The sequence below is a fragment of the Candidatus Deferrimicrobiaceae bacterium genome (genome assembly GCA_036504035.1).
Classification (GTDB): Bacteria; Desulfobacterota; Deferrimicrobia; order Deferrimicrobiales; family Deferrimicrobiaceae; genus JANXPS01.
The window spans coordinates 464,431-487,266 of the sequence record DASXVV010000006.1 but is presented as its reverse complement, the minus strand read 5'-3'; the positions used below and the strand labels follow the sequence as shown (position 1 = coordinate 487,266).

Here is a 22,836-nt window from a genome sequence, read left to right as displayed (position 1 = left end):
CTGCGAAGATACTGCTGGCTTTTTGCGGAGAATAAGACCTATAATCTCCGTGTGAGGTGCGGAGAATGGTCCTGTACATCCATGAACTACCCGATTGGCCCGTATTCCGTTGGGATCTCGGTTCGCTGTCGACGCAGCTCGCAAGCGTTTCCTACCGACAGGGCCGGCTACTCGGTCGGATGGAGTCGCTGGGTCTTCGTGAGAGCGAGAATGCGGAGCTGGAAGCGAACACCCTGAACATCGTCAAGTCGAGCGAGATCGAGGGCGAGGTACTCGACTGGAGCAGGGTGCGTTCCTCCGTCTCGAGGCGACTCGGGATCGCAGACGCAGCGGTGGGATCTTCCGATCGGGAGATCGACGGGGTCGTGTCGATGATGCTGGACGCCACCAGCGATTACGCGGCGCCGCTGACGCGCGAACGCCTGTTCGGGTGGCACGCGTCGCTTTTCCCGGCCGGTTACAGCGGCATGAAGAAATTAAGGGTCGGCGCCTGGCGCGACGACTCGGAAGGCCCGATGCAGGTGGTCTCCGGGCCGGTCGGTCGGGAGAACGTCCACTACGAGGCTCCCGCCGCCAAGCGGATCGAAAAGGAGATGGCCGCATTCCTGGCCTGGTTCGACGACCGGGGGGAATCCACCCATCTCGTCCTGCGCGCCGCCTTGGCCCACCTGTGGTTCGTCACGATCCATCCCTTCGAAGACGGAAACGGTCGTATCGCCCGGGCGTTGGCCGATTTGTTGCTCGCGCGGTCGGAGGAGAGTTCGAGGCGATTCTACAGCATGTCGGCGCAGATCCGGCTGGAGCGGGACGACTACTACGACAGGCTTGAGAGAACCCAATCGGCGAGTTCCGGCCTGGATGTCACGCCCTGGCTCGAGTGGTTCCTCGGTTGCCTCGACCGGGCGCTTCAAGCGGCCGAGGAGACAACCGAAGCGGTGATCTCCCGGGCTCGACTGTGGGAATCCTGGACCCCCGCCTCGCTCAACGATCGGCAGCGTATGGTCTTGACCCGGTTTCTGGATGGGTTCGAGGGAAAGTTGACATCAACCAAGTGGAGTAAGCTCGCGAAATGCTCCCAGGACACGGCATGGCGCGACATCCAGGTATTGCTCGAGCGTGGCATCCTCGGTAAAGACCCGGCCGGCGGCCGGAGCACGAGCTATTCGATCAAGTATCTGAAGTAGACGCATTCAATGCGCTGATTTTTCGCCCCGAAGCAGGGGAAACCCAGTTGAAAGCGGGGGAACTCCAGTAATCCTCGTGAGGGGCTTCCATCACCTTGCAGAGATTTTTTGACACGTCTTCCAGTACCGACAAGATTTCTCCCGGTCGCGAAACGACCGCCGAGAGTCTTGAGGTTGTCTCCCGGATAGCGCCGGAGGCCACAAGGGAAATTCCATCGGCCATCTCGGTTTCTCTCAAGCGCTGCAGGGACCTGCCGATGGCCAGCGTTGCAAGTCCCCCCTCCACGATGGCCCCGAGATCGTGATCCAGTTTTCCGGCATTGGCGAGCATGCGCAGGACCCTGTGGTGGGTCCGGGCCCGGCACTTCTCCACCAACCGAAGCGAATCTGCCGAAGCCATGGTGTTCAGATCGTGGACGATGGCGATCAGGATCGAGCGCAGACGCCTGGCAGGATCGATCGGCAACAGGAAGCGGAAGGCAAGGATGGCGACAGCGATCCCTCCGAGGCAGGCGAATCCCCCCAACACAAAGCCGGCAGGCGCAGGAACGGCAGGCAGCCCCGGCTGCATGACAAACAGGAAAAAAAGCATGTAGTCCATCGCCCCCAGAGCTGTCTTGCGATGGGAGAGCGCCAACATGCCGGCCATGAGAAAGGGAACGCTGATGGCCGCCTGCGTGAGCGCGTCGCTGGTTCCCGGCAGCAGGAGCAGCCGGCAGAGGAATGCCGATGCAACGCCGAACGCGGCACCACAGAAAATATGGGAAAGCATGACCGTCGGGCGATCGTGCGTCGAGAATATGCTGACCATGATGGACGTTGCCATCATCATGGGTGGGCCGGCCCCCCAGCCGGTCAAGTGCCAGACGACACCGACTGCGGATATGGCCGCCGCAGCCCGGACTGCCGACCGCCCTGCCTCCTGCCAGTCGCGGTGTCGTATGAACGTGGCACTGGCCGGTCTTTCGGTTTCCGGTGTTGTCGTGTCCCATTCATCGATGAGGAGTTGCAGCGCATTGATCAGCTCGCCCAGCGTCTCACCCAACAGGGGGGCGTGTACGCTTGTCTCGGACAGGACCGATCTGATCTCGGCAACAGCGGGGCTGGTTGATCCATGTTCCGCCAGATGCAGTGCAACGTCCTCCAGGTGCCGGGCAAGGGACTCCCGCCAGGGGGTGTGGCCGGGATCCTGCCGGACCAGATGATCGCCGGCCAGTTTGCCGGTTTCCAGCAGCGCCAGCAGCGAGACGATCAGCTCCCGGATATGTCGCTTCCTGCGCTTGAGGTCCAGAGAGCCGGCCCAGGCCGCATCCACGGCGCCCTCGATATCCGCGATCTCCACAAGGATATCCTGCCGCAGCGCGATCAGTTCCTTTTCCTCGCCTCCACGCACCAGCAACGCCACCCATTCGATATTGGCCAGGGTCACCGCGCGCAGGCGGTCCAGCAGTTCGCGTTTCGAGCGGCGGTGGGTAAAGAACAGGGTCACCGTCGTCGAGACGATGATCCCGATGACGATGCCGGCGATTCTCCCGAAAACCAGGTCGTGCAGGTGGGGTGGATTGTTGTAGCCGGCCATGGCAATGACGGCGCTGGTGCAGCCGGCCACCATGGCGCCGTAGGAGCTAAGACCGTACTGCAGGTTGCCGGCCCCGACGCACGCCGCCAGCCAGAGGGCGAGCAGGATCGTCAGCATCGCCGGTGACCGGGAGGAGAGGAGCATCATCAACCCGGCCACCGAACCGGCGGCGGTGCCGACCAGGCGGTAATAGCTCTTTTCGAGGAGCAGCCCGCGAGTCGGCTGGATGACGATGAGCGCCGTCATTGCCGCCCAATAAGGGCACTCCAGTTTCAGCAAGACCGCGACGGCCAGGGCAGCAACAGCGGCAACGGTTCCCCGGGTGGCAAGGACGACGCGTGGCCACTCGCGATGATAAAGCAGGTGCAAGTTGCGCCGCATCATCGTTTCCCCCGATTCCGCACTTCGTTCACGGTCGATTCCAGAGAAAGGATGAACCTCCCGAACCGGGCGATGGCGACATCGCTTACGGAGTTGAGCAACTCGTTTTCAAGAGGCGCCTCGATTTCCTTGATCCGGGCGACGATCGACTGTCCCTCCGGCGTCAGGCAGAGCCGTTTCGCACGACGGTCCGTACGATCTTCCGATCGCAGGACCAGCCCCTTGGTTACAAGCGTATCGATCAGTCGGACCATGGAAGGCCCTTCGATGCCGACGGATGTCGCCAGATCTTTCTGACGAACGCCGTCACCAAGGTGCTTGAGATGCAGGAGGGGGCGCCAGGTGGCATCCGTCAGTCCGGCAGCCCGAAACTCGCGGTCCAGAGCCTGGCGCCAGCGTCGTGTCAGGAGCCCAAGATGGTAGAGCAGGTTACTGCGATCGATTTTCGTGTCGGATATCTTCATCTATAATAGATAGCATACTATCTATTATCCTGCTAGCTGCCGTCTATGGACGCGCTCCCTCCTCGTGGAAAACGTGCCGCTTAACGCCCCGTCAGTTTCTCCAGCTTTTCCGGGTAGCGGGCTCCCTGCAACGTGATTTTCGAAGCCGCGCCGTCGATCTCGCGGAGATCGTCGGAGGTCAGTTCGAGGGAAGCGGCTCCGTTGTTCTCGTCCAGGCGATGCAGCTTCGTCGTGCCCGGGATCGGCACGATCCAAGACTTCTGCGCCAGCAGCCACGCAAGAGCGACCTGGGCCGGGGTCGCGTGCTTCCGCGCCGCGATGGCGCCGAGCAGATCGACCAGGGCATGATTCGCTTTCAGGGCTTCCGCCGTAAAGCGGGGCAGCGTGCTGCGGAAGTCGGTGCTGTCGAACGTGGTGCTCTCGTCCATTTTTCCCGTGAGGTATCCTTTGCCCAGCGGGCTGTAGGGCACGAGGCCGATCCCCAGCTCCTCGAGCGTCGGCAGCACCTCCTCCTCGGGTTTCCTCCACCACAGCGAGTATTCGCTCTGGAGCGCCGCAACGGGTTGCACGGCGTGCGCGCGGCGAATCGTTTGGACGCCGGCTTCCGAGAGCCCGAAGTGCCTGACCTTGCCTTCCCGAATGAGATCCTTCACCGCTCCGGCGACGTCCTCGATCGGAACGTCCGGGTCGACGCGGTGTTGATAGAACAGGTCGATGACCTCGATCCGGAGCCGCTTGAGCGAGGCCTCGGCGACCTCCTTGATGTGCTCGGGGCGGCTGTTCAGGGCGGGTGCGCCCCCCATCCCCCGAGGGTCTTTTCCGGGATTCAGGTCGAAGCCGAACTTGGTGGCGATCACCACTTGGTCGCGTAGCGGTGAGAGCGCCTCCCCGACGAGTTCCTCGTTGGTGTACGGACCATAGACTTCCGCCGTATCGAAGAACGTGACGCCGCGTTCCACGGCGGTCCGCAGGAGTGCGATCATCTCCTGCTTGTCTTTGGGCGGGCCGTAGGAAAAGCTCATCCCCATGCAGCCCAGCCCGAGTGCCGAGACTTCCAGTCCGCTATTTCCCAAGATTCGTTTTTGCATCGTTTCCTCCTTGCTGGCTTTCGATAGTTTCATCGTACGGCCAGGCAAACCGGGACCGGTAGACCGATCCTGCGCATTTGTTGCCTGATTCGGTATCGACATGGCGTCGGCCGAAGGGAAGCGGGAGGCCATGGAAGCGTAACGGAAATATATTTTTTGATTTTATGGAATATCAAAGCCTATAATCCCCACTATCCCGCATTGTATTGCAGCATTGTGGCGCATCCGGAGCGGTATTCCACGGCCTTCCACCCGGGTCGCGTGCGATTCCCGACCCGTTTTATCGTCGCTGCACGCATGTTCAACCCGCCGCAACGAAACAGGAGGAATACCATGCCGGGACCCAAGATCCAGAACATGACGGGGAATCTGAATATCGTTCTCAGCAAGGATCAGATCAACGACATCGTACGCAAGGTCATCGGGGCCAAAGGGGAGAAACTCGGAGGAGTCGGTGGAATCGGACCTGTTTCGATCGCCAGCGACTATTGCTGCGTCGATGCCTCCGTGGGTTCTTCCGTCGTCGGTCCCGTTTCCACGGTCGCATCTTCCGTGAGCATTCCGTCTCCGGAAGCGGGTCTGAAAGCCCACGACCTGAAGCACACTGTCGCTCCCGGGCAGGTCAATCCGCAAATCAGCGTTCCGGGCGCCATCAAGGTCAGGTAGTCCTCTCGCACCACCGGATCCGTTCGACTCGGGTGGAAGGAACCCGAACCGGGAGGTGCATCATCAAGCCGAGCCGATTCAATCTCGTCGTCGGTCTGTCCGGCGGCCGCAAGTTCCTGCTGAACACGCTGTCCGGCGCGGCAGATCTCGTCCCCGCGGAAACGGCGGCCCGACTTTCGGCTGGCGGGGCCGGGCCTGCGGACGAATCCGACGCTTTCCTGGTCGCCCGCCGGTACCTCCTGAAAGACGATGTCGACGAAGCGACGTTCGTCGAGAAGTTCTACCCGGCATCGCTTCAAGACACGCGGCGAAAGATGCCGCTGCACTGCATCGCGATCCTCTCGTTCGACTGCAACCTCCGTTGCGCGTACTGCTGGCAGCAGCACCGGTCGACGCAGGCCGCCGGAAGGACGATGACCCGGGAGCAGGCGGACGCCATGATCGCATCCGTCCCGACGCTCATGCGGTGCCTGACCGTCGACGGCAACCAACCGCCCCTGATGCATCTGTTCGGGGGAGAGCCGCTGCTGGCGGAAAACCGGGAGGTCGTCGCCCACATCCTCGAACGTTGCGCAACGCTGGGCTGGCCCGTCCAGATCACGACGAACGGCAAGACCCTTCCGGAATATCGGGAACTGATCGAACGTCACGGCGTCGCGGAAGTCCAGGTGACGGTCGACGGTCCCGACGAGATCCACGACCGCCGCCGGATCGGAAGCCGTTTCGCGGAACTGATGGATTCCATTGACCGGCTCGTGGAAGGCGAGACCGTCATGGTCAAGATGCGGGTCAACGTCGACTCCGACAACGCCGCCTTTCTCCCCGAACTGGCGAATGCCGTCATCGATCGTCAGTGGTACACCAGCCGGAAATTCTACGCCTACGTGGCCCCTCTGCGGGATGCCTCCATGGCGGATTTCGGTCTGATTCGGAACCGGGCGAAACTGCTGGGCACGCTTCTTCTAATGAAAGAATGCCACCCGCAGATGGAAATCTTCGATTTCCTCGGGTGGGACGGCTATACGGCGGTCCGCAACCTGGAAAACCAGGGCGTCTTTCCTTATCCAAAGACCCACGTCTGCGAAGCCAACCTGAACCAGGTCGTCTTCGTCCCCGACGGGCATCTCCACCTCTGTGCCGAGGAGGCCCACGATCCGGACGGGATCGTCGGCCGTTACTGGCCCGACCTGACCGTGGACCCGGCCGCCTTTTCCCGCTGGTACGACCTGAGTCCGCTGGACCTTCCTTCCTGCCGGGATTGTTCCATCCTGCCGCTGTGCGGGGGCGGTTGCCAGCTGTTGACCCGGCAACCGGAGTTCCGCCGCCATTATTGCGACGCGGTCCGGAAAAGCCTCGAGACCGGCCTGGCCTGGCTGGGTCCGGCGGCGGACGAAGGGGACGTCCCATGAAAGTCCTCCTCGTCAACCCTCCCGTCGCGCGAAGATACGTCCACGGGATCGACGAACCGCTTGGCCTGGAATACCTCGCAGCTTCCATAGGCGATCGGCACCCGGTGGAAATTCTGGACAGCTTCGCCCGGCGGTTTGACGTCCGGGAAACCGTCGATCGGCTGGTCGCCGCAGAGGCGGGCCTCGTCGGAATCGGCATGGTGTTCACGGGCGCCTGGCGGACCGCGTTGCAAATCTGCGCCGGGATCAAGGCGATCCGTCCCGAAACGATCACGGTCCTGGGAGGCAATACCGCCACGTTCCTTGCGGATCGACTGCTCGAACGCCCCGAGGTGGACGTGGTCGTGCGCGGCGAGGGAGACGTCACGTTCCCCCGGCTGGTCGATGCGCTGGCGGCCGGCGAAGCGATCGAGGGCATCCCGGGGATCACCTGCCGCAAGGACGGGAAACCCTTCAGCACCGGGAACGCGCCGCTCGTGGCCGATCTGGACGCGCTTCCCTTTCCGGCCCGGGATCGGTTGCCGCTCGCCGAGCTTTATCCCCGCTCGATCCTCGGCGCCAGGGGATGCGCCTACGGATGTCCCTATTGCTCCTCCTCGGCCTTCTGGCGGCGGAGCTTCCGGGTGCGGAGCGTCGAGAACATCCTCGCGGAGATCCGCTCCCTGTTGCGCCGAGAAGAGAAGCTCTCCTATTTTTCCTTCGCGGACGATTGCTTCACCCTGGTTCCGGGGCGGGCGGAGCAAATCTGCGATGCGCTGGAGCGGGCGGAGGTCGGCGCGCTATGGGGATGCACCGGAAGGATCGAGACGATGTCCGAAAAGCTGATCGGTCGCCTGCATCGCGCGGGTTGCCGCCACATGTTCTTCGGCGTCGAATCCGGCAGCGACAGCGTGCTAGCCGGGCTCGGACGTCGTTATTCCGCCCGCGACGTTTTCGAGGTCTATCGTCTGTGTCTCCGCGCCGGCATCCGTCCCTTTTTCTCGTTCATCGTCGGACTGCCGAACGAAACGGAATCGGATCTGGAGCAAACCTTCGCATTGATCCGGCGTCTCGAAGGGGTTGAGAGCGGCATCCACATGCTGACGCCCTTTCCCGGGACGCCGATCGGGAATCGGCCTTCCGCTTACGGCCTGCGGGTCATCCCGCACGACGTCGAAGACCTCGACATCAACACCCGGTCCTTCCTGTCAACCGAGCTTCTGTCGAATGGGCGGATCGTGGAAGCCTTCCGCCGGGCGCTGGGATACAGCTTGCGCTCCGGGCGTCGCGTTCCGTCGCCCGATATATGCGCCTGCCGGGAAAGCGAGCCGGCATGAATCCCCTGACCACGTTCACGCTCCTGTATACGTTGCGATGCGATATCGCCTGCAGACATTGCGGGTTCTCCTGTGGTCCGCGGCGTACCGAGAAAATGGATTTCCGGGAGGCCGAAGGCTATGTCGAGGAGGCGTGCGCGATCCCGGGAATGGATATGGTGGCCTACTCGGGCGGAGAACCTTTCCTTCATTACGACGAGATCCTCAAGCTCATGACCCGTGCGTTCTTCCGTGGCATGTCGGGCGGCATCGTCACCAACTGCCTCTGGGCATCGGACGACCGTCTCGCGGCGACGCGGATCGCCGAGATGAAAGCGGCCGGGCTCGTGGAAATCATCACCAGCGTGGACGAGTACCATCAACAGCACGTGCCGTTCGAAAACGTCCGGCGGGTGGCGCATGCCGCGATCGACGCCGGCATCCGGGTGGGGATCAACCTGCTGAAGACCCGGAATGGCGCGTTCCGGGAAACCGATGTCGCAAACCGCCTCGATCTTGATGCCGAGATAAGGAACGACCTCCGCCGGCTTTGGATCCGCGAGTCGAGCCCGCTGCTCGTGGGGCGCGCACGAGCCCGCTTCCGCGCCGATGATCTTTACCGCTACGGGGAAAAAGAGCTTTCTTCGAATCCCTGCCATTTCGTCATCCGGAACGCCGTAGCGGCCCCCGACGGATCCCTCTTCGGCTGCTGCGGATTCGGCGGGGCGACCGAAAACGGCCCCTCCTCGCTGTCCTATGCGGGGAACCTCAAGACGCACCCTTTCCACGAGCTGGCGAAGCGGCTCGAAGGGGACCTGCTTCTGAACCTCATCGCGACCGATGGGCCATACCTGCTGCTCAAGATGGTGCGGGAGCGGGAGCCGGATGTCCGTTTCCGGGAAGCGTACGTCAGCAACTGCGACATCTGCGAGGAGATCTCCGGAAATGCGGCGCTTCGGGCTGCGGTCGGACGTCTGCTTCGCGACCTGGCCGAAAACGGATCCAGCGCGACCGTCGCGGGAGGGACCGGATGACGAGCGTCCAGCAAACCGTGTTCAACCTGCTGCTCACCTACCGGTGCAACTATGAATGCAGGCACTGCATCAGCGACTGCGGCCCGGCGCGGCGGGAGACCATGTCGTTCGACGAAGCCCGGCGCTGGATCGACGAGGCGGCCGAATGCCTGGGCCCGAGCCAGATCGGATATACGGGCGGAGAACCGTTCCTCCTGTACGAGCAGCTGAGGAAGCTGATCGAGTACGGACGGCAACGGCATGGCATCGCGGGCGGGGTCGTGACGAACTGCTACTGGGCCGGCAACGCGATTTCGGCGGGACGAAGGATCCGTGAACTTCACGCCGCCGGGCTACGGAACATCGTCGTGAGCCTCGACGACCATCATCTTGAATTTGTCTCCCCGGAGCAGGTCAAGCGGGTCGTCCACGCAGCGCTTGGCCTCGGGATATCCGTTTGCGTCAATACGGTGGTGACCCGCACCGGTTCGATCCGGAAGAACGATGTCCCGCGCCTGTTAGGGCTGTCCCCGGCCGACATCGCGCGAGGCGCCGTGATGCTCAAGGAATTCGGCCCCTTGAAGATCGGAAGGGCCGCCAGGGAAATCGCGCCCGCCGAATATATCGAAACGGACCAGGCGGACCATTTCGACGGGGCGTGCGGATTCGTCACGAAGATACCGACCGTGACGCCCGATGGTTCCGTTTTCGCCTGCTGTTGTTTCGGAAATTCCGCGGGTAATCCGGCGGATCGGATCGGGTATTGCGGAGATGCGCGCGAAGGCGGTCTCCGTCGGGTCCTCTCGGTCATGGAAGACAACCTGCTCTTCCGCCTCTTTGCCGAGTGCGGCCCTTACCGGGTGCTCCAGCTTGCGATGGCGTCGTCTCCATGGTTATCGACACATGGCCGCTATCTCAGCAATTGCGACGTCTGCGTCGAGCTTTACCACAACCCCGCCCTTAGAGAAACGCTTCTCGCCCTCCTGCGGAAGTGGTCGATCGGAAAGCCGGGGGAACGGGCGTGATCGAGATTGCGGGTTTCAGCATGGTGCTGACGCGACGGTGCAATGTCTCATGCCGCCACTGCGGTTTCGAGTGCAACGATGCGACGAGCGAGACGATGACCCGGGACGAAGCGATGGAATACATCGGGGGAGCCGCTTCGATCCCGTCGCTCCGGATCGTCAGCTTCACCGGCGGGGAACCGTTCCTCGAGTACGATCTGCTCCGTGATCTCGTCGTGCTCGCCGGGAGAATGGGAATCTCATCGGAAGTCGTGACGAACGGTTCGTGGGCGGCCACCGAAGCGGGGGCAAGAAAACGGCTGGAGCCGCTGGCACGTCAGGGCCTGGTCAACTTCGTCACGAGCCTCGACGATTTCCACCTGGAGCAGATACCGGTCGAAAACATCGGAAACGCAGTGAAGGCCGCCGCCGAACTGGGGCTCAACGTGACGGTGAAAACGACCGTCTCGCCGGGATATCCTCCCTCGCCCGCGGACCCGGGCCGCCTGCTGAAACTGGACCCTTCCCGAAAGAACGTCCGATGCGTCTCCGTCCCGTTGGTTCCGGTAGGGCGGGCGAAACGGGCACCGGGTCAAACGCCCGGAGGCGGGCCGCGCCTGCCGCGGAAAGCGCTCGGCGGCCGGTGCGACAAGGTCATCCGATTTCCCACCGTCTTTCCGGGCGGGGCGGTTTTCCCCTGTTGCGGGTTCGGAGAGGGAGCCCGTCTCGCGGGGGTTGCGGGAGAAATTCCGTTCCCGGAACTTTTGTGCAGGCTCTGCGGCAACCTTTCATTCAACCTTCTCGGTGTGTTGGGTCCGCAAGAAATATGGGAAGCGATCCGGGGTCGGTTTCCGACCCTCCCGGATCGTGCGTTCTCCTCTCCCTGCGAGCAATGCAATTTCCTCTACCTCGACCCGGATGCGCTCGGCGCATTCGACCGATGGATGGGAAGTCTGATTACTCCTATTTCGTGACCGGGGCCGCCTTGACGTCCCGAGCGCGGGCGTGGCGACGATGCGCCTCCAAATACCTCGCATCCTCGGCGTAGTTCCCGGGATAGATCGGCGGCACCGGCTGCGGCACAAGGTCGCGGTCGACGTGGACGAACGTGAAAATGCACGAATTGGACAGCGACCGGACGGTGCGGTCGATGCTCGTCCGCTCGATCTCGACTTCAACGCAGACCGAATGGTCGCCGGTGTAGACGACGCGGGCATTGTAGTGCAGCTTGTCGCCCATCCGGACCGGCTGGAAGAAGTTGATCCGGTTGACGGCGACGATGATCGCGCGACCCGGCAGGATCCGCTCGGCGCAGATGTCGGCCAGCTCGTAGGCGCGGCGGACCAGGTAGCCGCCGAAGATCTTGCGGGGGACGTTTTCCTGCTCCGGGTACATCCGCTCCCATGAGCTGCAGGTCAGCCTGCTCGCAAGCAATCCGGAAAACGACGGCTTCTCGATCTCCTTGTGCAGCCCTGTCAGCAGGTCGAATTCCTCTCGGTTGGGCGGCTCCAGCGACGCGGCGAGCTGCGCCCGGTAGGCGTCGCGGCGGTCGATCGCCTTTTGCGCCCGCCCCTTCTCGCGGTCGCTCACGTATTCGAGCGACGGCAGCGCGACGCTCTTCGCGTCGTCGCCGTACCCAGACCGCGCCACCATCGTGAAGAAGCAGGAGGCGATATGCGTCGGCGGATCGCCCGGATGCTCGACCCGGATACCTACCTCCATCGAGCTGCGGCCGACGTGGTTGATCCGCGCGAGGCACCACAGGTCACGCATGACGTCGGCGGCATGCCGGACCTGGATGTTGTCGATCGCCGCGGTGACGACGCGCGCCTCGGGATAGAAGCGGCGCACGTAGGCGAGCGAGGTGTCCTCGGCAAGTTTGTCGAGCACTTCGAGCAGCAGGCCGAACCGCAGGTTGCCCGGCAACGCCTCATCGAGCACCTGGAAACGCCGGCGCATCGCGACGTCGCTGCCGAGCGAGAGCATCCGTCCCGACGTCGTATCCTTTGCGGTCGTCATGTCGATATTCTCCCTTCTTCAAATGGCCATTTTCCCCAACGTCCCGATGCACATGTTGCTCCCGCATCCGATTTGCCGCAAGGAGGGCAGGTCCTGATTCCTACATTAATTGACGGGACCGGAAAGGCGCGATAACCGCTGGATAAAATCAAAAGGAGCGGTCGATGGCCGGCCGCCCCTTTCGGTCGAGATGATATGTGGATAGCAACGTTACTTCTTTCCGCATCCGCAGGTCTGGCACATGTTCAAGCCCCCCTTCTTCCCTCATGCCCGTTTCAAATCCCACGTATGTTTGGATGGCACGGAGGCCTTCCCGGATTCGGCCGGCGGTTTGCAGTATGATGAAGCACATCCGTCAGTACCAAAGGAGCGTGCCTATGAACCGATTGGTCGCGTTGCTTTCCGTGCTGTTCCTCGTTGCCATCAACTCCCATGTCGTTCAAGCCGCCGGCACCGTCGAAAGCGCCAGGAAGAAAGGCTTTCTGGCTGTCGGGGTGCGGATGGACGCCCCGCCGTTCGGATTCACCGAACGGAGCTCCGGGGAACTTGTCGGGATTGACGTCGAATTCGCGAAGGCGATCGCAAGCCGGCTGGGCGTCAGCCTGAAGCTCAAGCCGGTGACGTCGGAAGAGCGGATCCCGGAACTGCTGTCGGGCCACATCGACCTCATCGCCACCCCCATGACGCGGACGCCCGACCGCCTGATGCTCGTGGACTTCAGCCGAGTCTATTTCCACTCATCCCAGCGGGTGCTGGCCCGCAAGGGTGCTGTCTCCTCGATCACGGACCTGGCGGGGAAAAAGGTCGCGGTTGCGCCCGGCTCCGCCGCTGAGCGCAACCTGAAAACGAAGGCGCCCGGGGCAATCCTTAAATCCTATGGCGATATCCGCAAGGCGGTCGACGCGCTCAGGAGCGGCGAGGTCGATGCGATCTCAGCCTCCATCCTGGTCCTGAACGGTTCCCTTTCCGCCCTTCCGAAAGGCGAGTACGAAATTCCCAAATCGGTCGTGGTCTCCGACGAGGGGCTGCGTCTGGCCGTCCGCAAGAGCGATTCCGAATTTCTCGACCTCGTCAACGCGACCATCTCGGAGCTGGCCGGAAGCGGGGAAGACCGTAATATCTTCGATCGATACCTAAAAAACGGCACCACGCCGTCGAACGCGGCGCCCGCCCCGCAGGCGGCGGGCGTGGTCACCCGCCTGGCCGCGACCGAAGGGCGACTCGTCGTCCTTTCGATGAAGGGGGTCTTCAGGCCTGGCGCGGAGGTCTCGATCTTCGACCCGGAGGGAAGCTTCGTCGGGAAAGGGACCGTCGAGAGCACCTACGAGGACGAGGTGTACATCGACGCCCCGCAAATCGGGAAGGGGCTGGTCCAGCGGGGGTTTGCCGCAACCATGAACTACGACAACGAAGCGGCGAAGAAAGGCATCCTCGCGCATCAGGACATCATCAAGCGCGTCACGCAAGCGGCGAAGCAGGAGGATGCCCAAAGGATCGCGGAAGAAGGGCGGCAGTTCGAACAGGAAAAGAAGGAGCGTGCGAAATATCAGGATGAGATGGCGAAGACGAAGATGACGCTGGATTACCAGTACGGCGATTACGGTTATTACCCGTACCCGTGGGGTTGGTAACGAAGTTCCGAAGGGAGGATGCACCGTGCCCGATCTCACCCCGCGTCTCCTCGAACCGTATCTTTCCGACCTGCTGAATACCCGCGTGCGCGTCACCGGCCTGTCCCGGCTGGGGGAAACCCCGCGCGAGGGCGCCGTGAAGGGGTACGGGTACGGAATCCCCGTGATGGTGGACTACGAGGCGGACGGGAAGGCCGGGCGCGCCGTCCTCGACACGACGAGCCCGGGGCCGTTCGGGCACGAGCACATGGCCGACCGGGCCCAGATGGCGCTCTGGGACCACGGGGCGTACAACCGGCTCCCGCGCCACGTCCGCGCACTGGACGTCGGCGCCTTCCGGGCCGTTGGCCCGCCGGTGTCGCTGGCGGCGGTAGAGGAGCTGTTCCTCCTGGTGGAGCACGTTTCCGGCGAGGAATACATCAACGACCTGACGCGGCTGCAGGGCGGGGGTTTCCTCGAGAACCGGGACATCGCGCGGGCTGACGCGCTGTGCGACTACCTCGTCTCGATACACGACGTCCGGGGGACCGATCCCGGGCTCTACGTCCGGCGGCTGCGCGAGCTGGTCGGCCACGGCGAATGCATCTTCGGCCTTTCGGACAGCTACCCCGCCCGCCACGGCTTCATCACGTCCGGTCTGCTCGAGGAGATCGAGCTGGCCTGCGTGCGGTGGCGCTGGCGGCTGAAAGAGAAGACGCACCGGCTCCGCCAGGTCCACGGCGATTTCCACCCTTACAACATCCTGTTCCGCGAAGGGATCGACTTCTCGGTGCTCGATCGCTCCCGGGGCGAGTGGGGCGACCCGGCCGACGATGTGACCTCGCTGACCGGGAACTATCTTTTCGCTTCCCTGCAGCGCCACGGCCGTCTCGCCGGGAGTTTCGACACGTTGTTCCGGCGCTTCTGGGAGCGGTACATCGCCCGCAGCGGCGACGCGGAGATCCTCGAGGTCGCCGCCCCTTTCTTTGCCTTCCGCTGCCTCGTGATGGCCTCGCCGGTCTGGTATCCAACGCTGGCGGAATCGGTCCGGAGGCGGCTGTTCGACTTCATGCAGGCGCTGCTCTCGGAACCGGCGTTCGACCCGGGGCAGGTCAACCGATATTGCGGCGTGTGAGCCGACGACGAGTTCCCTTCGCGGTCTGGCTGACGGGCCTCCCGGCGTCGGGGAAATCGACCGTCGCCGGCGAACTCTGCGCCCTTTTGGCCGACGCGGGAATCCCCGTGGAGCGCCTGGAATCGGATGCCGTGCGCGCCACCCTCTCCCCTGCGCCCGACTACAAGAACGCCGGTCGCGATGCGTTCTACGCCGAGCTGCTGCGTCTCGGCCTGGAGGCGCTGGGGCGCGGCGCCTGCGTCGTCTTCGACGCGACCGCGAACCGGCAAGCCTATCGGGACCAGGCCCGGGAAAGGATCGGGCGTTTTCTGGAGGTGTACGTGTCGACGCCGCTCTCGGTCTGCGTCGGCCGGGACCCCAAGGGAATCTATCGGCGGGCGCAGGCCGGGGAGATCGGAAACGTCCCGGGGATCGACGCCCCCTACGAGGCTCCCCCGGCGGCGGAAGTCGTCGTGGACGGCAGCCGGGAGGATGCGGCGGCGGCGGCCCGCCGCATCCTGGATGCGTTGTCGGAGCGGGGCTGGATGGGGGAGAAGTGACCTCCCCAGCCCCCGCAGGCGGTCATTCCCCGTCGTCGTCGTCGTGCGAAGGCCTGCCGTGCCTGCCGCCGTGGCGGTCCCCCCGCGGCCCGCAGTTCCGGTCCCGCTTTTCCCGGATCGCCTTGAACTTCTTTTGCTGCTCCGGCGTCAGCACCGCGCGCACCTCGGCGAACATCTTCGCGCGAAGGACGGCGAGCTCGGCCTGCGTCGCGGAGACCTTCCCGACCTGCGCCCGGATGGCGGCCTCGTCGGGCTTGTCGGCCTGCATCAGCTCCCGAAGCGCATCCCTGCCCGCCCGCAGCTCTTTTCGCAGCGGCGCCAGCCCCTCGCGGTGCTTCTCGAAGATCCCCCGGACCTGTTCGCGCTGTTCCTTCGTCAGGTGGAGCGCCTTCGCCATCTGTCGCCACTTGCCGGAGCGGTTGACCTGCCACCGGGCGTACGCTTCGCAGTCGCATCGGCCGCTGCCGTGGCCGGCGTGGGCGGGAACGGCCGTCAGGACCCCGCCGGCGGCCACGATGGCCGCGATGGCCAGGTTCACGATCCCCTTCTTGACCTGTTTCATTGAATCCCTCCTTGCGCGATATGCAACAAAGAGGCGTACGGGGAACCGGTCAGGTTACATCGGCGGAGCCATCGCGCCGGATTAGGACAAATGGATGACGACGCCTTTCGACACATCGGTCGAGCGGACGCTTCCGTTGGGGAGCGATCCCGCGCTTCGCCGCCGCTTCCAGGTACTCGATGCCGAGCTGCCTGGGAACCTGCGCTTCGGCCTGCTGCTCGAGGTGCTCGACAAGTTGGCTGAAGATACGGCGCTGGGCTACGTGCGTCGCTTCTTTCCCGAGGGGCGCGTCGTCACCGCCGCGATCGACAACATCCACATCCGCCACGCCGCGGACGTCACCCGCGACCTGTCGTTCCGCGCCCGGATCAACCACGTCGGGCGCAGCTCGATGGAGGTGGGGATCCGGGTCGAGCATCCGGGGGGGCCGCCCGCCCACATCGCCTCCTGCTACTTCACGATGGTCGCGCGGGAGGGGTTCGGCGACGACGCGAAGAGCATCGCCCTGCCCGGGCTCGATTACACCTCGGACATCGAAAAGCAGCGCGCGCACAAGGCGGTCGAGCGGCGGGACAACTACCGGCAGCAGATGGCCGCATCGCTCGAACCGCCGACCCGGGAAGAGTTCGACCTGTTGACCGGCCTCCACCACGCGCTGGAACGGCCCGGCTTTTCCGGGCTTCTGGCGGGCAAGCTGACCACCAGCTCATGGGAGCGGATGTACCCGGAGCAGGAAAACGTCCCCCGCAAGATCTTCGGCGGCTACCTGGTCCGCCGCGCCTACGAGCTGGCCGACATCTGCGCCGAGCGGATCCTGCCGGGCCGGGCAATCATCGTCGCCGTCAACCGGATCAACTTCTTCCAGCCGGTGCGCATGGGCGACAAGCTGCACTACACGGCCCGCATCGTCTATACGGGCGAACACTCGGTCTGCGTCGAGGCCGACATCGAGCGGACCAGCCTCGACCGGACCGTCCGCGCCCTGTCGAACTCATGCCTGTTCACCTTCGTCCACGTCGATCGTAACCTGATCCCGCAACCCGTCCCGCGCATCTACCCGGGCAACTACGCCGAGGATGCCCTCTACCTCGAGGCCTATCGCAGGCACCAGAGCGCCCGGAAGCCGAAACCCCAGAAACAGGCGTAAACCGCTTAACCGTCGAGCACTTCACGCACCTTTCGTGCGAGCAGCGTCGGGTGGACCGGCTTCTGTACAATCTCTACCCCGCGTCGCGCCAGTCCCCGCCCATCCAGCGACTCGGGGCTGTACCCGCTGACGAATATCGCTCTTACATCGGCCTTGATCCTCCGAAGCGCCTCGAGCGTCTCCATCCCGCTTTTCCCCGGCATGACCATGTCGAGGATGACCGCATCGATCCTGTCGGCTTCGGCCGCGAAGCGCGCGATCGCCGCGTCCCCGTCGTTCGCGAGGAACACCGCGTACCCGAACTGCTCCAGCGTTTGCTGCATGAACCGGCGAACCGTCGCATCGTCCTCGACGACCAGCAGCGTCTCGGCCCCTCTCCGGGGAGTCTCGGGCTCGACGGGCGTCTCTTCCGCCACCTCCGTGTCTCCGAGGGGAAGCCAGATCCGGAATGTGGTTCCCTCCCCGATCTTGCTGTCCAGGCCGACGAATCCCCCGTGCTGGTGGACGATGCCGTAGACGATCGACAGTCCGAGGCCGGTGCCCCCGCCCACATCCTTGGTCGTGAAGAACGGCTCGAAGGCTCGCGCCTGCGTTTCAGAAGACATCCCTTCGCCGCTATCGGAGACCGAGAGGACGGCGTAGCGGCCGGGCGCGCGCTCTCCGTTCGTGCCCGATGGGTCCGCAGTGACCTCCGCGGTCCCGGTCTCGATCCCCAGCCGTCCGCCGTGCGGCATCGCGTCCCGGGCGTTGGCCGCCAGGTTCATCAGGACCTGCTCGACCTGCCCCGGATCCGCCACGACCCGGACCGCGCCCTGGCAGAGCGACGTCGCCAGCGTGATGTCCTCGCCGATGATCCGGGTCAGCATGCCCTGGATGTGCCGCACGAGCGCGTTGAGATCGATCGGCCTGGGGGCCATCACCTGCTTCCGGCTGAAGGCGAGCAGGCTGCGGGTGAGGTGGGCCGCCCGCTCGGACGCCGCGATCACCTGGTCGATCTCCTGGCGCCAGCGCGCATCTGCCGGCATGTTCATCCGGACCAGAGAGGCGTAGCCGTAGATCACGGTGAGGATGTTGTTGAAATCGTGCGCCACGCCGCCGGCCAGCTGGCCGATGGCTTCCATCTTCTGGGCATGGAGAAGGTGCTCCTCGAGATTCTTCCGGTAGGTGATGTCCTGCACGACCGCGATGGCGCCGATGACCGCCCCTCCGGTGTTGCGCAGCGGGGCGATCGCGGTGGAGATCCAGATCTCCTGGCCGTTGACGGAGGCCTCGCGCCGATAGTCGAACGAGGGAGGCGTCTCCCCCGTCAGCGCGCGCCCGATCGCTGCGGGGACAGGGGTTTCCGCCAGGAATGGGAAGGTCTCGAGCGGGAGCTTCCCGAGGATCTCGCCCGCAAGCCGGCCCGAAAGCTGCTCCATGTACGGATTCCAGACCCGATAGCGCATATCGGGGCCGTAGACGATGACGCCTTCTCCGGCGCAGTCGACCATCTGCCGGTTCAGCTCGAGCGCCTCCCGGAGCTCCTCCATCATTTTCCGGTTCGCCCGGAGGTGTCGGGAGATCAACTGGTATAGGAGGGCGGCGGTGACGCCGATGAACAGGAAGCCCTTGATGACCGCGAACCGGACGATGGTCGCGCGATCGGAGGCGATGTATTCCAGCGCGTGGTCGGAAAGGTAGATCCAGGCCATGGAGAACAGGGCGTAAACGAGGATGATCCGCAGCGCGGCGACCCGGTCCCCCCGGTCGAATAAGGCGTCAGCCACGAACAAGGGTAACATCGGCACTCCGATCCGGAACCGCTATCGCGACATCACGCATCACAGGATACCAGAGCCGGAATATACTGGGGCTGTGATCCAGGATGATCGGAGGCTCGCATGAAAAGGACGCTGTCCGTTTCCTTGTTGCTGTTGGCGCTGGCCGCCCCGCTGTTCGCGCAGGACAACGCCGTGAGGCCGGCGCCCCCGTCGGTGACGATCAACGGACAATCGCTGAAGCTCAACGGAACGGGCGTCCGGGACAATTCCGTCTACGACGCCTTCGCCGGGTCGCTCTACGCGCCGAAATCTTCTCCGACCCCCGAGGCGTTGATCGAGGAGCCGGGCGACAAACTGCTGCGCCTTGACATCCTCAAGGACAAGGTCGAGAAAGAACGGATCATGGGGGCGTTCGAGGAGGGGTTCATCAAGGACTCGCCCGACTTCGCGACGTCGCCCGATGCGAAGCGGTTCCTCTCGCTGTTCAAGGTCGACTTCTACAAGGGCGACAAGGTCGAATTGCTGCTGGGAGGCGACGGGACGGTCGCCGCGTCGCACAACGGGAAGCCGCTCGGGTCGCTCAAGTCGTCCCTGCTCGTCCGCGGCATCCTCAAGAGCTGGTTCGGCGACAAGCCGGCCGCCGGGGAACGGAAGCCGTAAGACGCACGGGAACCGAAGCCGCAGGAATCCATTCATCAACGGAGGTCGTCATGCAGGAAAGAAGCGGAGTCATCACGTTCAAGGGAAATCCATTCACGCTGCTCGGTCCCGCCCTCAAGGTCGGGGACAAGGCGCCCGACTTCCGGCTGATCGACAACGGGATGGCGCCGGTCACGCTGGCCGACCTCGCGGGCAAGGTCGCGATCGTCAGCTGCGTGCCGTCGCTCGACACGCCGGTGTGCGACACCGAGACGCGCCGCTTCAACGTCCTGGCGGCGAAGCTGCCCGGGAACGTCGAGGTGCTGACCGTGAGCGCCGACCTGCCCTTCGCCCAGAAGCGCTGGTGCGGGGCGGCGGGCATCGACAAGGTGCGCACGCTCTCCGATTACCGCGATCACGCCTTCGGGTTGGCCTGGGGCATCCAGATCAAGGAGCTGATGCTGCTGTCGCGGGTGATCTTCGTCCTCGACGGCGCCGGCGTTGTCCGTTACATCCAGCAGGTCCCCGAAGTGACCTCCGAACCCGATTACGACGCCGTGCTGGCCGCAGCGGCGGTCATCGCTTGAGCCGGCGAAGGAGTCCGAAGCCCATGCGCCGATCCGCCACGATCTTCTGTCTGCTGCTCGCCGCCGCATTGTTCGTCCTTTATCAGGTCGTGCCCGCCGAGGCCCGGTTCGGAGGGGGGAGTCGTTCCTTCGGCAGCCGGGGCGGCCGTTCGCTGTCGCCCTCCTCGCCTTCGTCGACGCCCTACCGATCCGCCCCGAGCGTGGCGCCGACGCCGTCGCCCGGGGCGCCGGCTTCCGCTCCTGCCCCCGCGCCGGCGGGCGGCGGCTTCCTCCGCAGCTTCGGCGGCGGGCTCGCGGGCGGCCTGCTAGGCGGCATGCTGTTCGGCTCGCTGTTCGGCCACGGCGGCGGGATGGGCGGCTGCGGCGGCTCCGGCATCGGGCCTTTCGAGATCCTGGTCGTGGGCGGCCTCGGCTACCTTGCGTACAAGATGCTGTTCGCGCGGAAGCCGGAAGCGCCGACCGGCTATTCGGGGCCGCGCGCCGTGGACAGCGAGCCGCAGCCGCCGGCCGCGTCCGACTGGCAGCAGCGGTACCAGGAGTCGCCGGGAGGCGGCGACGTCGCGGCTGGCATCGCGGGAATCCGTGGGCTCGACCCGGCGTTCGACGCGCAGCGCTTCTGCGACGACACGGCGACCGGCCTCTTCTTCAAGGTGCAGGGCACCTTCGCGGCCCGGGACGTCTCCCCCGTGGCGGCACTTCTCACGCCCGAAGTGCGCGACGAGTTCCAGGTCGAGGCCGAGGCGCTGCGCGCCCGGAAGCAGTTCAACCGGCTCGAGAACATCGCGATGCGCAAGGTCGAGATCGTCGAGGCGTGGCAGGAGCCGGGGCAGGATTACGTGACCGTCCTCTTCCGGGCCAACCTGCTCGACTACGTGGTCGACGAGGCCGGGGCGCTCGTTTCCGGCAGCCAGAACGACCCCGTGCTCTTCGAAGAGTACTGGACGTTCACCCGGCCTTCCGGCGCCGGTGGCTGGAAGCTGTCGGCGATCTCCCAGTCCGCCTGATCCTCGATAAAATGGATATAATCGGCGAACATCCTCGAACGACCGCGATTGACCACACTCGAAAAGGAGCGAAACGACGATGCCCGAGTTTGTCTACCAGGATCCCTTTCCGCTGGGGAAGGACGAAACGAAGTACCGGCTGCTGACGAAGGATTACGTCTCCGTTTCCAAGTTCGACGGCAAGGATGTGCTCAAGGTCGATCCCGAGGGGCTGACCGTGCTCGCCAACCAGGCGATGCGCGACGTCTCCTTCCTCCTGCGACCGGAGCACAACGAGATGGTCGCGAAGATCCTCTCCGACCCCGAGGCGTCGATGAACGACAAGGGCGTCGCGATCGCGTTCCTCCGCAACGCCGAGGTGGCGGCGCAGTTCGAGCTGCCCACCTGCCAGGACACCGGCACGGCGACCATCGTCGGCAAGAAGGGCCAGCAGGTCTGGACCGGCGCGAAGGACGAGGAATACCTGTCCAAGGGCGTCTTCAAGACCTACACCGAGGAGAACCTCCGCTACTCGCAGACGGTCGCCCTCGACATGTACGAAGAGAAGAATACCGGCACGAACCTGCCTGCGCAGATCGACCTCTACGCGACCGAGGGCGCGGCCTACAAGTTCCTCTTCGTCGCCAAGGGCGGCGGGTCGGCCAACAAGACCTATCTCTACCAGGAGACCAAGGCGCTGCTCAATCCCGCCACGCTCGAAAAGTTCCTGGTCGACAAGATGAAGACGCTGGGCACCGCGGCGTGCCCGCCCTACCACCTGGCGTTCGTGATCGGCGGCACCTCCGCCGAGGCGTGCCTCAAGCACGTGAAGATGGCATCTGCCAAATACTACGACTCGCTGCCGACCACGGGAAACGAGCATGGCCGGGCCTTCCGCGACCTCGAGCTCGAGGAGAAGGTCCTCAAGTCCGCCCAGAAGCTGGGGATCGGCGCGCAGTTCGGGGGTAAGTACTTCGTCCACGACGTCCGCATCGTCCGCCTGCCGCGCCACGGCGCCTCCTGCCCGGTCGGCATGGGCGTCTCCTGCTCGGCCGACCGCAACATCAAGGCGAAGATCGACCAGGACGGTCTGTGGATTGAAGAGATGGACCGCAACCCCGGCCGTCTCATCCCCGAGGCCTATCGCCGCAAGCACGAGCACGGCGTCAAGATCGACCTCAACCGGCCGATGAAGGAAGTGTGCGCCGAGCTGTCGAAGCACCCCGTCTCGACGCCGCTGCTGCTCAACGGCACGCTGGTCGTCGGCCGCGACATCGCGCACGCCAAGTTCAAGGAGCTGATCGATTCCGGCAAGGGTGTCCCGCAGTACCTGAAGGACCACCCGATCTACTACGCGGGCCCGGCCAAGACGCCCAAGGGCAAGCCGTCGGGCTCCTTCGGGCCCACGACCGCGGGCCGGATGGACTCCTACGTCGACCTGCTCCAGTCGCAGGGCGGCAGCATGATCATGATCGCCAAGGGGAACCGCAGCCAGCAGGTGACCGACGCCTGCAAGAAGTACGGCGGCTTCTACCTGGGGTCGATCGGCGGCCCCGCGGCGCTGCTCGCCGAGGAGAACATCAAGAAGGTGGAGTGCATCGACTTCCCCGAATTGGGCATGGAAGCGGTCTGGCAGATCGATGTCGTCGACTTCCCCGCGTTCATCCTGGTGGACGACAAGGGGAACGACTTCTTCAAGCAGCTCGGCCTGTAGCGAAGGCATCGCCCGGAATCGGGCGCATCGAAAAGACGACGGGCGGGACCCCCGAAAA

21 protein-coding genes are annotated in these 22,836 nt (G+C 64.4%); 15 read left to right on the top strand and 6 right to left on the bottom strand.

Features of this window, described 5'->3' with window-relative positions; translation table 11 throughout:
- The first annotated feature begins 65 nt into the window (after nucleotides 1-65).
- A complete protein-coding gene (locus VGK27_03515; protein HEY3489176.1) occupies nucleotides 66-1,184 on the top strand; it encodes a Fic family protein in 1,119 nt (372 codons plus the stop codon).
- On the opposite strand, the gene VGK27_03510 is transcribed toward VGK27_03515, so the two are convergent.
- The 3 genes from VGK27_03510 to VGK27_03500 all read right to left on the bottom strand — a co-directional run bounded on the left by VGK27_03510 (nucleotide 1,168) and on the right by VGK27_03500 (nucleotide 4,696).
- Nucleotides 1,168-3,147: an FUSC family protein gene (locus VGK27_03510; GenBank protein ID HEY3489175.1), complete on the bottom strand. Its 1,980-nt coding sequence runs from the start codon at nucleotides 3,145-3,147 to the stop codon at nucleotides 1,168-1,170. The two genes, VGK27_03515 and VGK27_03510, sit on opposite strands and share 17 nt — an antisense overlap.
- A complete protein-coding gene (locus VGK27_03505) occupies nucleotides 3,144-3,608 on the bottom strand; it encodes a MarR family transcriptional regulator (protein HEY3489174.1) in 465 nt (154 codons plus the stop codon). Before VGK27_03505 ends, VGK27_03510 begins: the two co-directional genes overlap by 4 nt.
- Before the next feature lie 80 nt (nucleotides 3,609-3,688).
- Nucleotides 3,689-4,696, bottom strand: a complete 1,008-nt coding sequence (locus VGK27_03500; protein HEY3489173.1) for an aldo/keto reductase — start codon at nucleotides 4,694-4,696, stop codon at nucleotides 3,689-3,691.
- 333 nt (nucleotides 4,697-5,029) lie between these two features.
- Between VGK27_03500 and VGK27_03495 the strand changes: the two genes are divergently transcribed.
- From VGK27_03495 to VGK27_03470, 6 genes are read left to right on the top strand one after another with little or no spacing between them, the layout of a single operon-like run.
- Entirely contained in the window at nucleotides 5,030-5,362 is a 333-nt protein-coding gene (locus VGK27_03495; GenBank protein ID HEY3489172.1) for a hypothetical protein, read from the top strand.
- Nucleotides 5,363-5,394: 32 nt separating this feature from the next.
- A complete protein-coding gene (locus tag VGK27_03490) occupies nucleotides 5,395-6,771 on the top strand; it encodes a radical SAM protein (protein ID HEY3489171.1) in 1,377 nt (458 codons plus the stop codon).
- Nucleotides 6,768-8,087: a radical SAM protein gene (locus VGK27_03485; GenBank protein HEY3489170.1), complete on the top strand. Its 1,320-nt coding sequence runs from the start codon at nucleotides 6,768-6,770 to the stop codon at nucleotides 8,085-8,087. Before VGK27_03490 ends, VGK27_03485 begins: the two co-directional genes overlap by 4 nt.
- Nucleotides 8,057-9,100: a radical SAM protein gene (locus VGK27_03480; protein HEY3489169.1), complete on the top strand. Its 1,044-nt coding sequence runs from the start codon at nucleotides 8,057-8,059 to the stop codon at nucleotides 9,098-9,100. The genes VGK27_03485 and VGK27_03480 overlap by 31 nt, the downstream gene beginning before the upstream one ends.
- A complete protein-coding gene (locus VGK27_03475) occupies nucleotides 9,097-10,104 on the top strand; it encodes a radical SAM protein (GenBank protein HEY3489168.1) in 1,008 nt (335 codons plus the stop codon). Before VGK27_03480 ends, VGK27_03475 begins: the two co-directional genes overlap by 4 nt.
- Nucleotides 10,101-11,057 (top strand): radical SAM protein, encoded by a 957-nt coding sequence (locus VGK27_03470; protein HEY3489167.1) that lies wholly within the window; start codon nucleotides 10,101-10,103, stop codon nucleotides 11,055-11,057. The genes VGK27_03475 and VGK27_03470 overlap by 4 nt, the downstream gene beginning before the upstream one ends.
- Here VGK27_03470 and VGK27_03465 read toward each other — a convergent pair.
- On the bottom strand, nucleotides 11,047-12,102 hold the full coding sequence (locus tag VGK27_03465; GenBank protein HEY3489166.1) for an acyl-CoA thioesterase: 1,056 nt from the start codon (nucleotides 12,100-12,102) through the stop codon (nucleotides 11,047-11,049). The genes VGK27_03470 and VGK27_03465 overlap by 11 nt on opposite strands.
- A 377-nt stretch (nucleotides 12,103-12,479) precedes the next feature.
- Here VGK27_03465 and VGK27_03460 point away from each other — a divergent pair, with 377 nt between their 5' ends.
- Genes VGK27_03460 through VGK27_03450 form a run of 3 tightly spaced genes read left to right on the top strand, consistent with a single transcriptional unit; the run spans nucleotide 12,480 to nucleotide 15,386 of the window.
- Complete coding sequence (locus tag VGK27_03460; protein HEY3489165.1) at nucleotides 12,480-13,733, top strand: transporter substrate-binding domain-containing protein; 1,254 nt, start codon at nucleotides 12,480-12,482, stop codon at nucleotides 13,731-13,733.
- Between the two features lie 25 nt (nucleotides 13,734-13,758).
- Nucleotides 13,759-14,847, top strand: a complete 1,089-nt coding sequence (locus VGK27_03455; GenBank protein HEY3489164.1) for a phosphotransferase — start codon at nucleotides 13,759-13,761, stop codon at nucleotides 14,845-14,847.
- Nucleotides 14,844-15,386, top strand: a complete 543-nt coding sequence (locus tag VGK27_03450; protein ID HEY3489163.1) for an adenylyl-sulfate kinase — start codon at nucleotides 14,844-14,846, stop codon at nucleotides 15,384-15,386. Before VGK27_03455 ends, VGK27_03450 begins: the two co-directional genes overlap by 4 nt.
- Nucleotides 15,387-15,408: 22 nt before the next feature.
- On the opposite strand, the gene VGK27_03445 is transcribed toward VGK27_03450, so the two are convergent.
- The gene (locus VGK27_03445) at nucleotides 15,409-15,948 is read right to left on the bottom strand and encodes a Spy/CpxP family protein refolding chaperone (protein HEY3489162.1); all 540 of its coding nucleotides are present in this window, start codon (nucleotides 15,946-15,948) and stop codon (nucleotides 15,409-15,411) included.
- 94 nt (nucleotides 15,949-16,042) lie between these two features.
- On the opposite strand from VGK27_03445, the gene VGK27_03440 reads away from it, so the two are divergent.
- Entirely contained in the window at nucleotides 16,043-17,095 is a 1,053-nt protein-coding gene (locus tag VGK27_03440) for an acyl-CoA thioesterase (protein ID HEY3489161.1), read from the top strand.
- Nucleotides 17,096-17,100: 5 nt separating this feature from the next.
- Here the strand turns inward: VGK27_03440 and VGK27_03435 are convergent, their stop codons facing one another.
- The gene (locus VGK27_03435) at nucleotides 17,101-18,876 is read right to left on the bottom strand and encodes an ATP-binding protein (GenBank protein ID HEY3489160.1); all 1,776 of its coding nucleotides are present in this window, start codon (nucleotides 18,874-18,876) and stop codon (nucleotides 17,101-17,103) included.
- A 99-nt stretch (nucleotides 18,877-18,975) separates the two neighbouring features.
- Here VGK27_03435 and VGK27_03430 point away from each other — a divergent pair, with 99 nt between their 5' ends.
- From VGK27_03430 to VGK27_03415, 4 genes are all read left to right on the top strand, one after another.
- Complete coding sequence (locus VGK27_03430; GenBank protein ID HEY3489159.1) at nucleotides 18,976-19,515, top strand: chalcone isomerase family protein; 540 nt, start codon at nucleotides 18,976-18,978, stop codon at nucleotides 19,513-19,515.
- Between the two features lie 50 nt (nucleotides 19,516-19,565).
- The gene (gene tpx / locus VGK27_03425; GenBank protein HEY3489158.1) at nucleotides 19,566-20,081 is read left to right on the top strand and encodes a thiol peroxidase; all 516 of its coding nucleotides are present in this window, start codon (nucleotides 19,566-19,568) and stop codon (nucleotides 20,079-20,081) included.
- 23 nt (nucleotides 20,082-20,104) lie between these two features.
- Nucleotides 20,105-21,085, top strand: coding sequence for a Tim44 domain-containing protein (locus VGK27_03420; GenBank protein ID HEY3489157.1), 981 nt, complete (start codon nucleotides 20,105-20,107; stop codon nucleotides 21,083-21,085).
- A 79-nt stretch (nucleotides 21,086-21,164) separates the two neighbouring features.
- Nucleotides 21,165-22,778: a fumarate hydratase gene (locus tag VGK27_03415; protein ID HEY3489156.1), complete on the top strand. Its 1,614-nt coding sequence runs from the start codon at nucleotides 21,165-21,167 to the stop codon at nucleotides 22,776-22,778.
- Nucleotides 22,779-22,836: the final 58 nt, after the last annotated feature.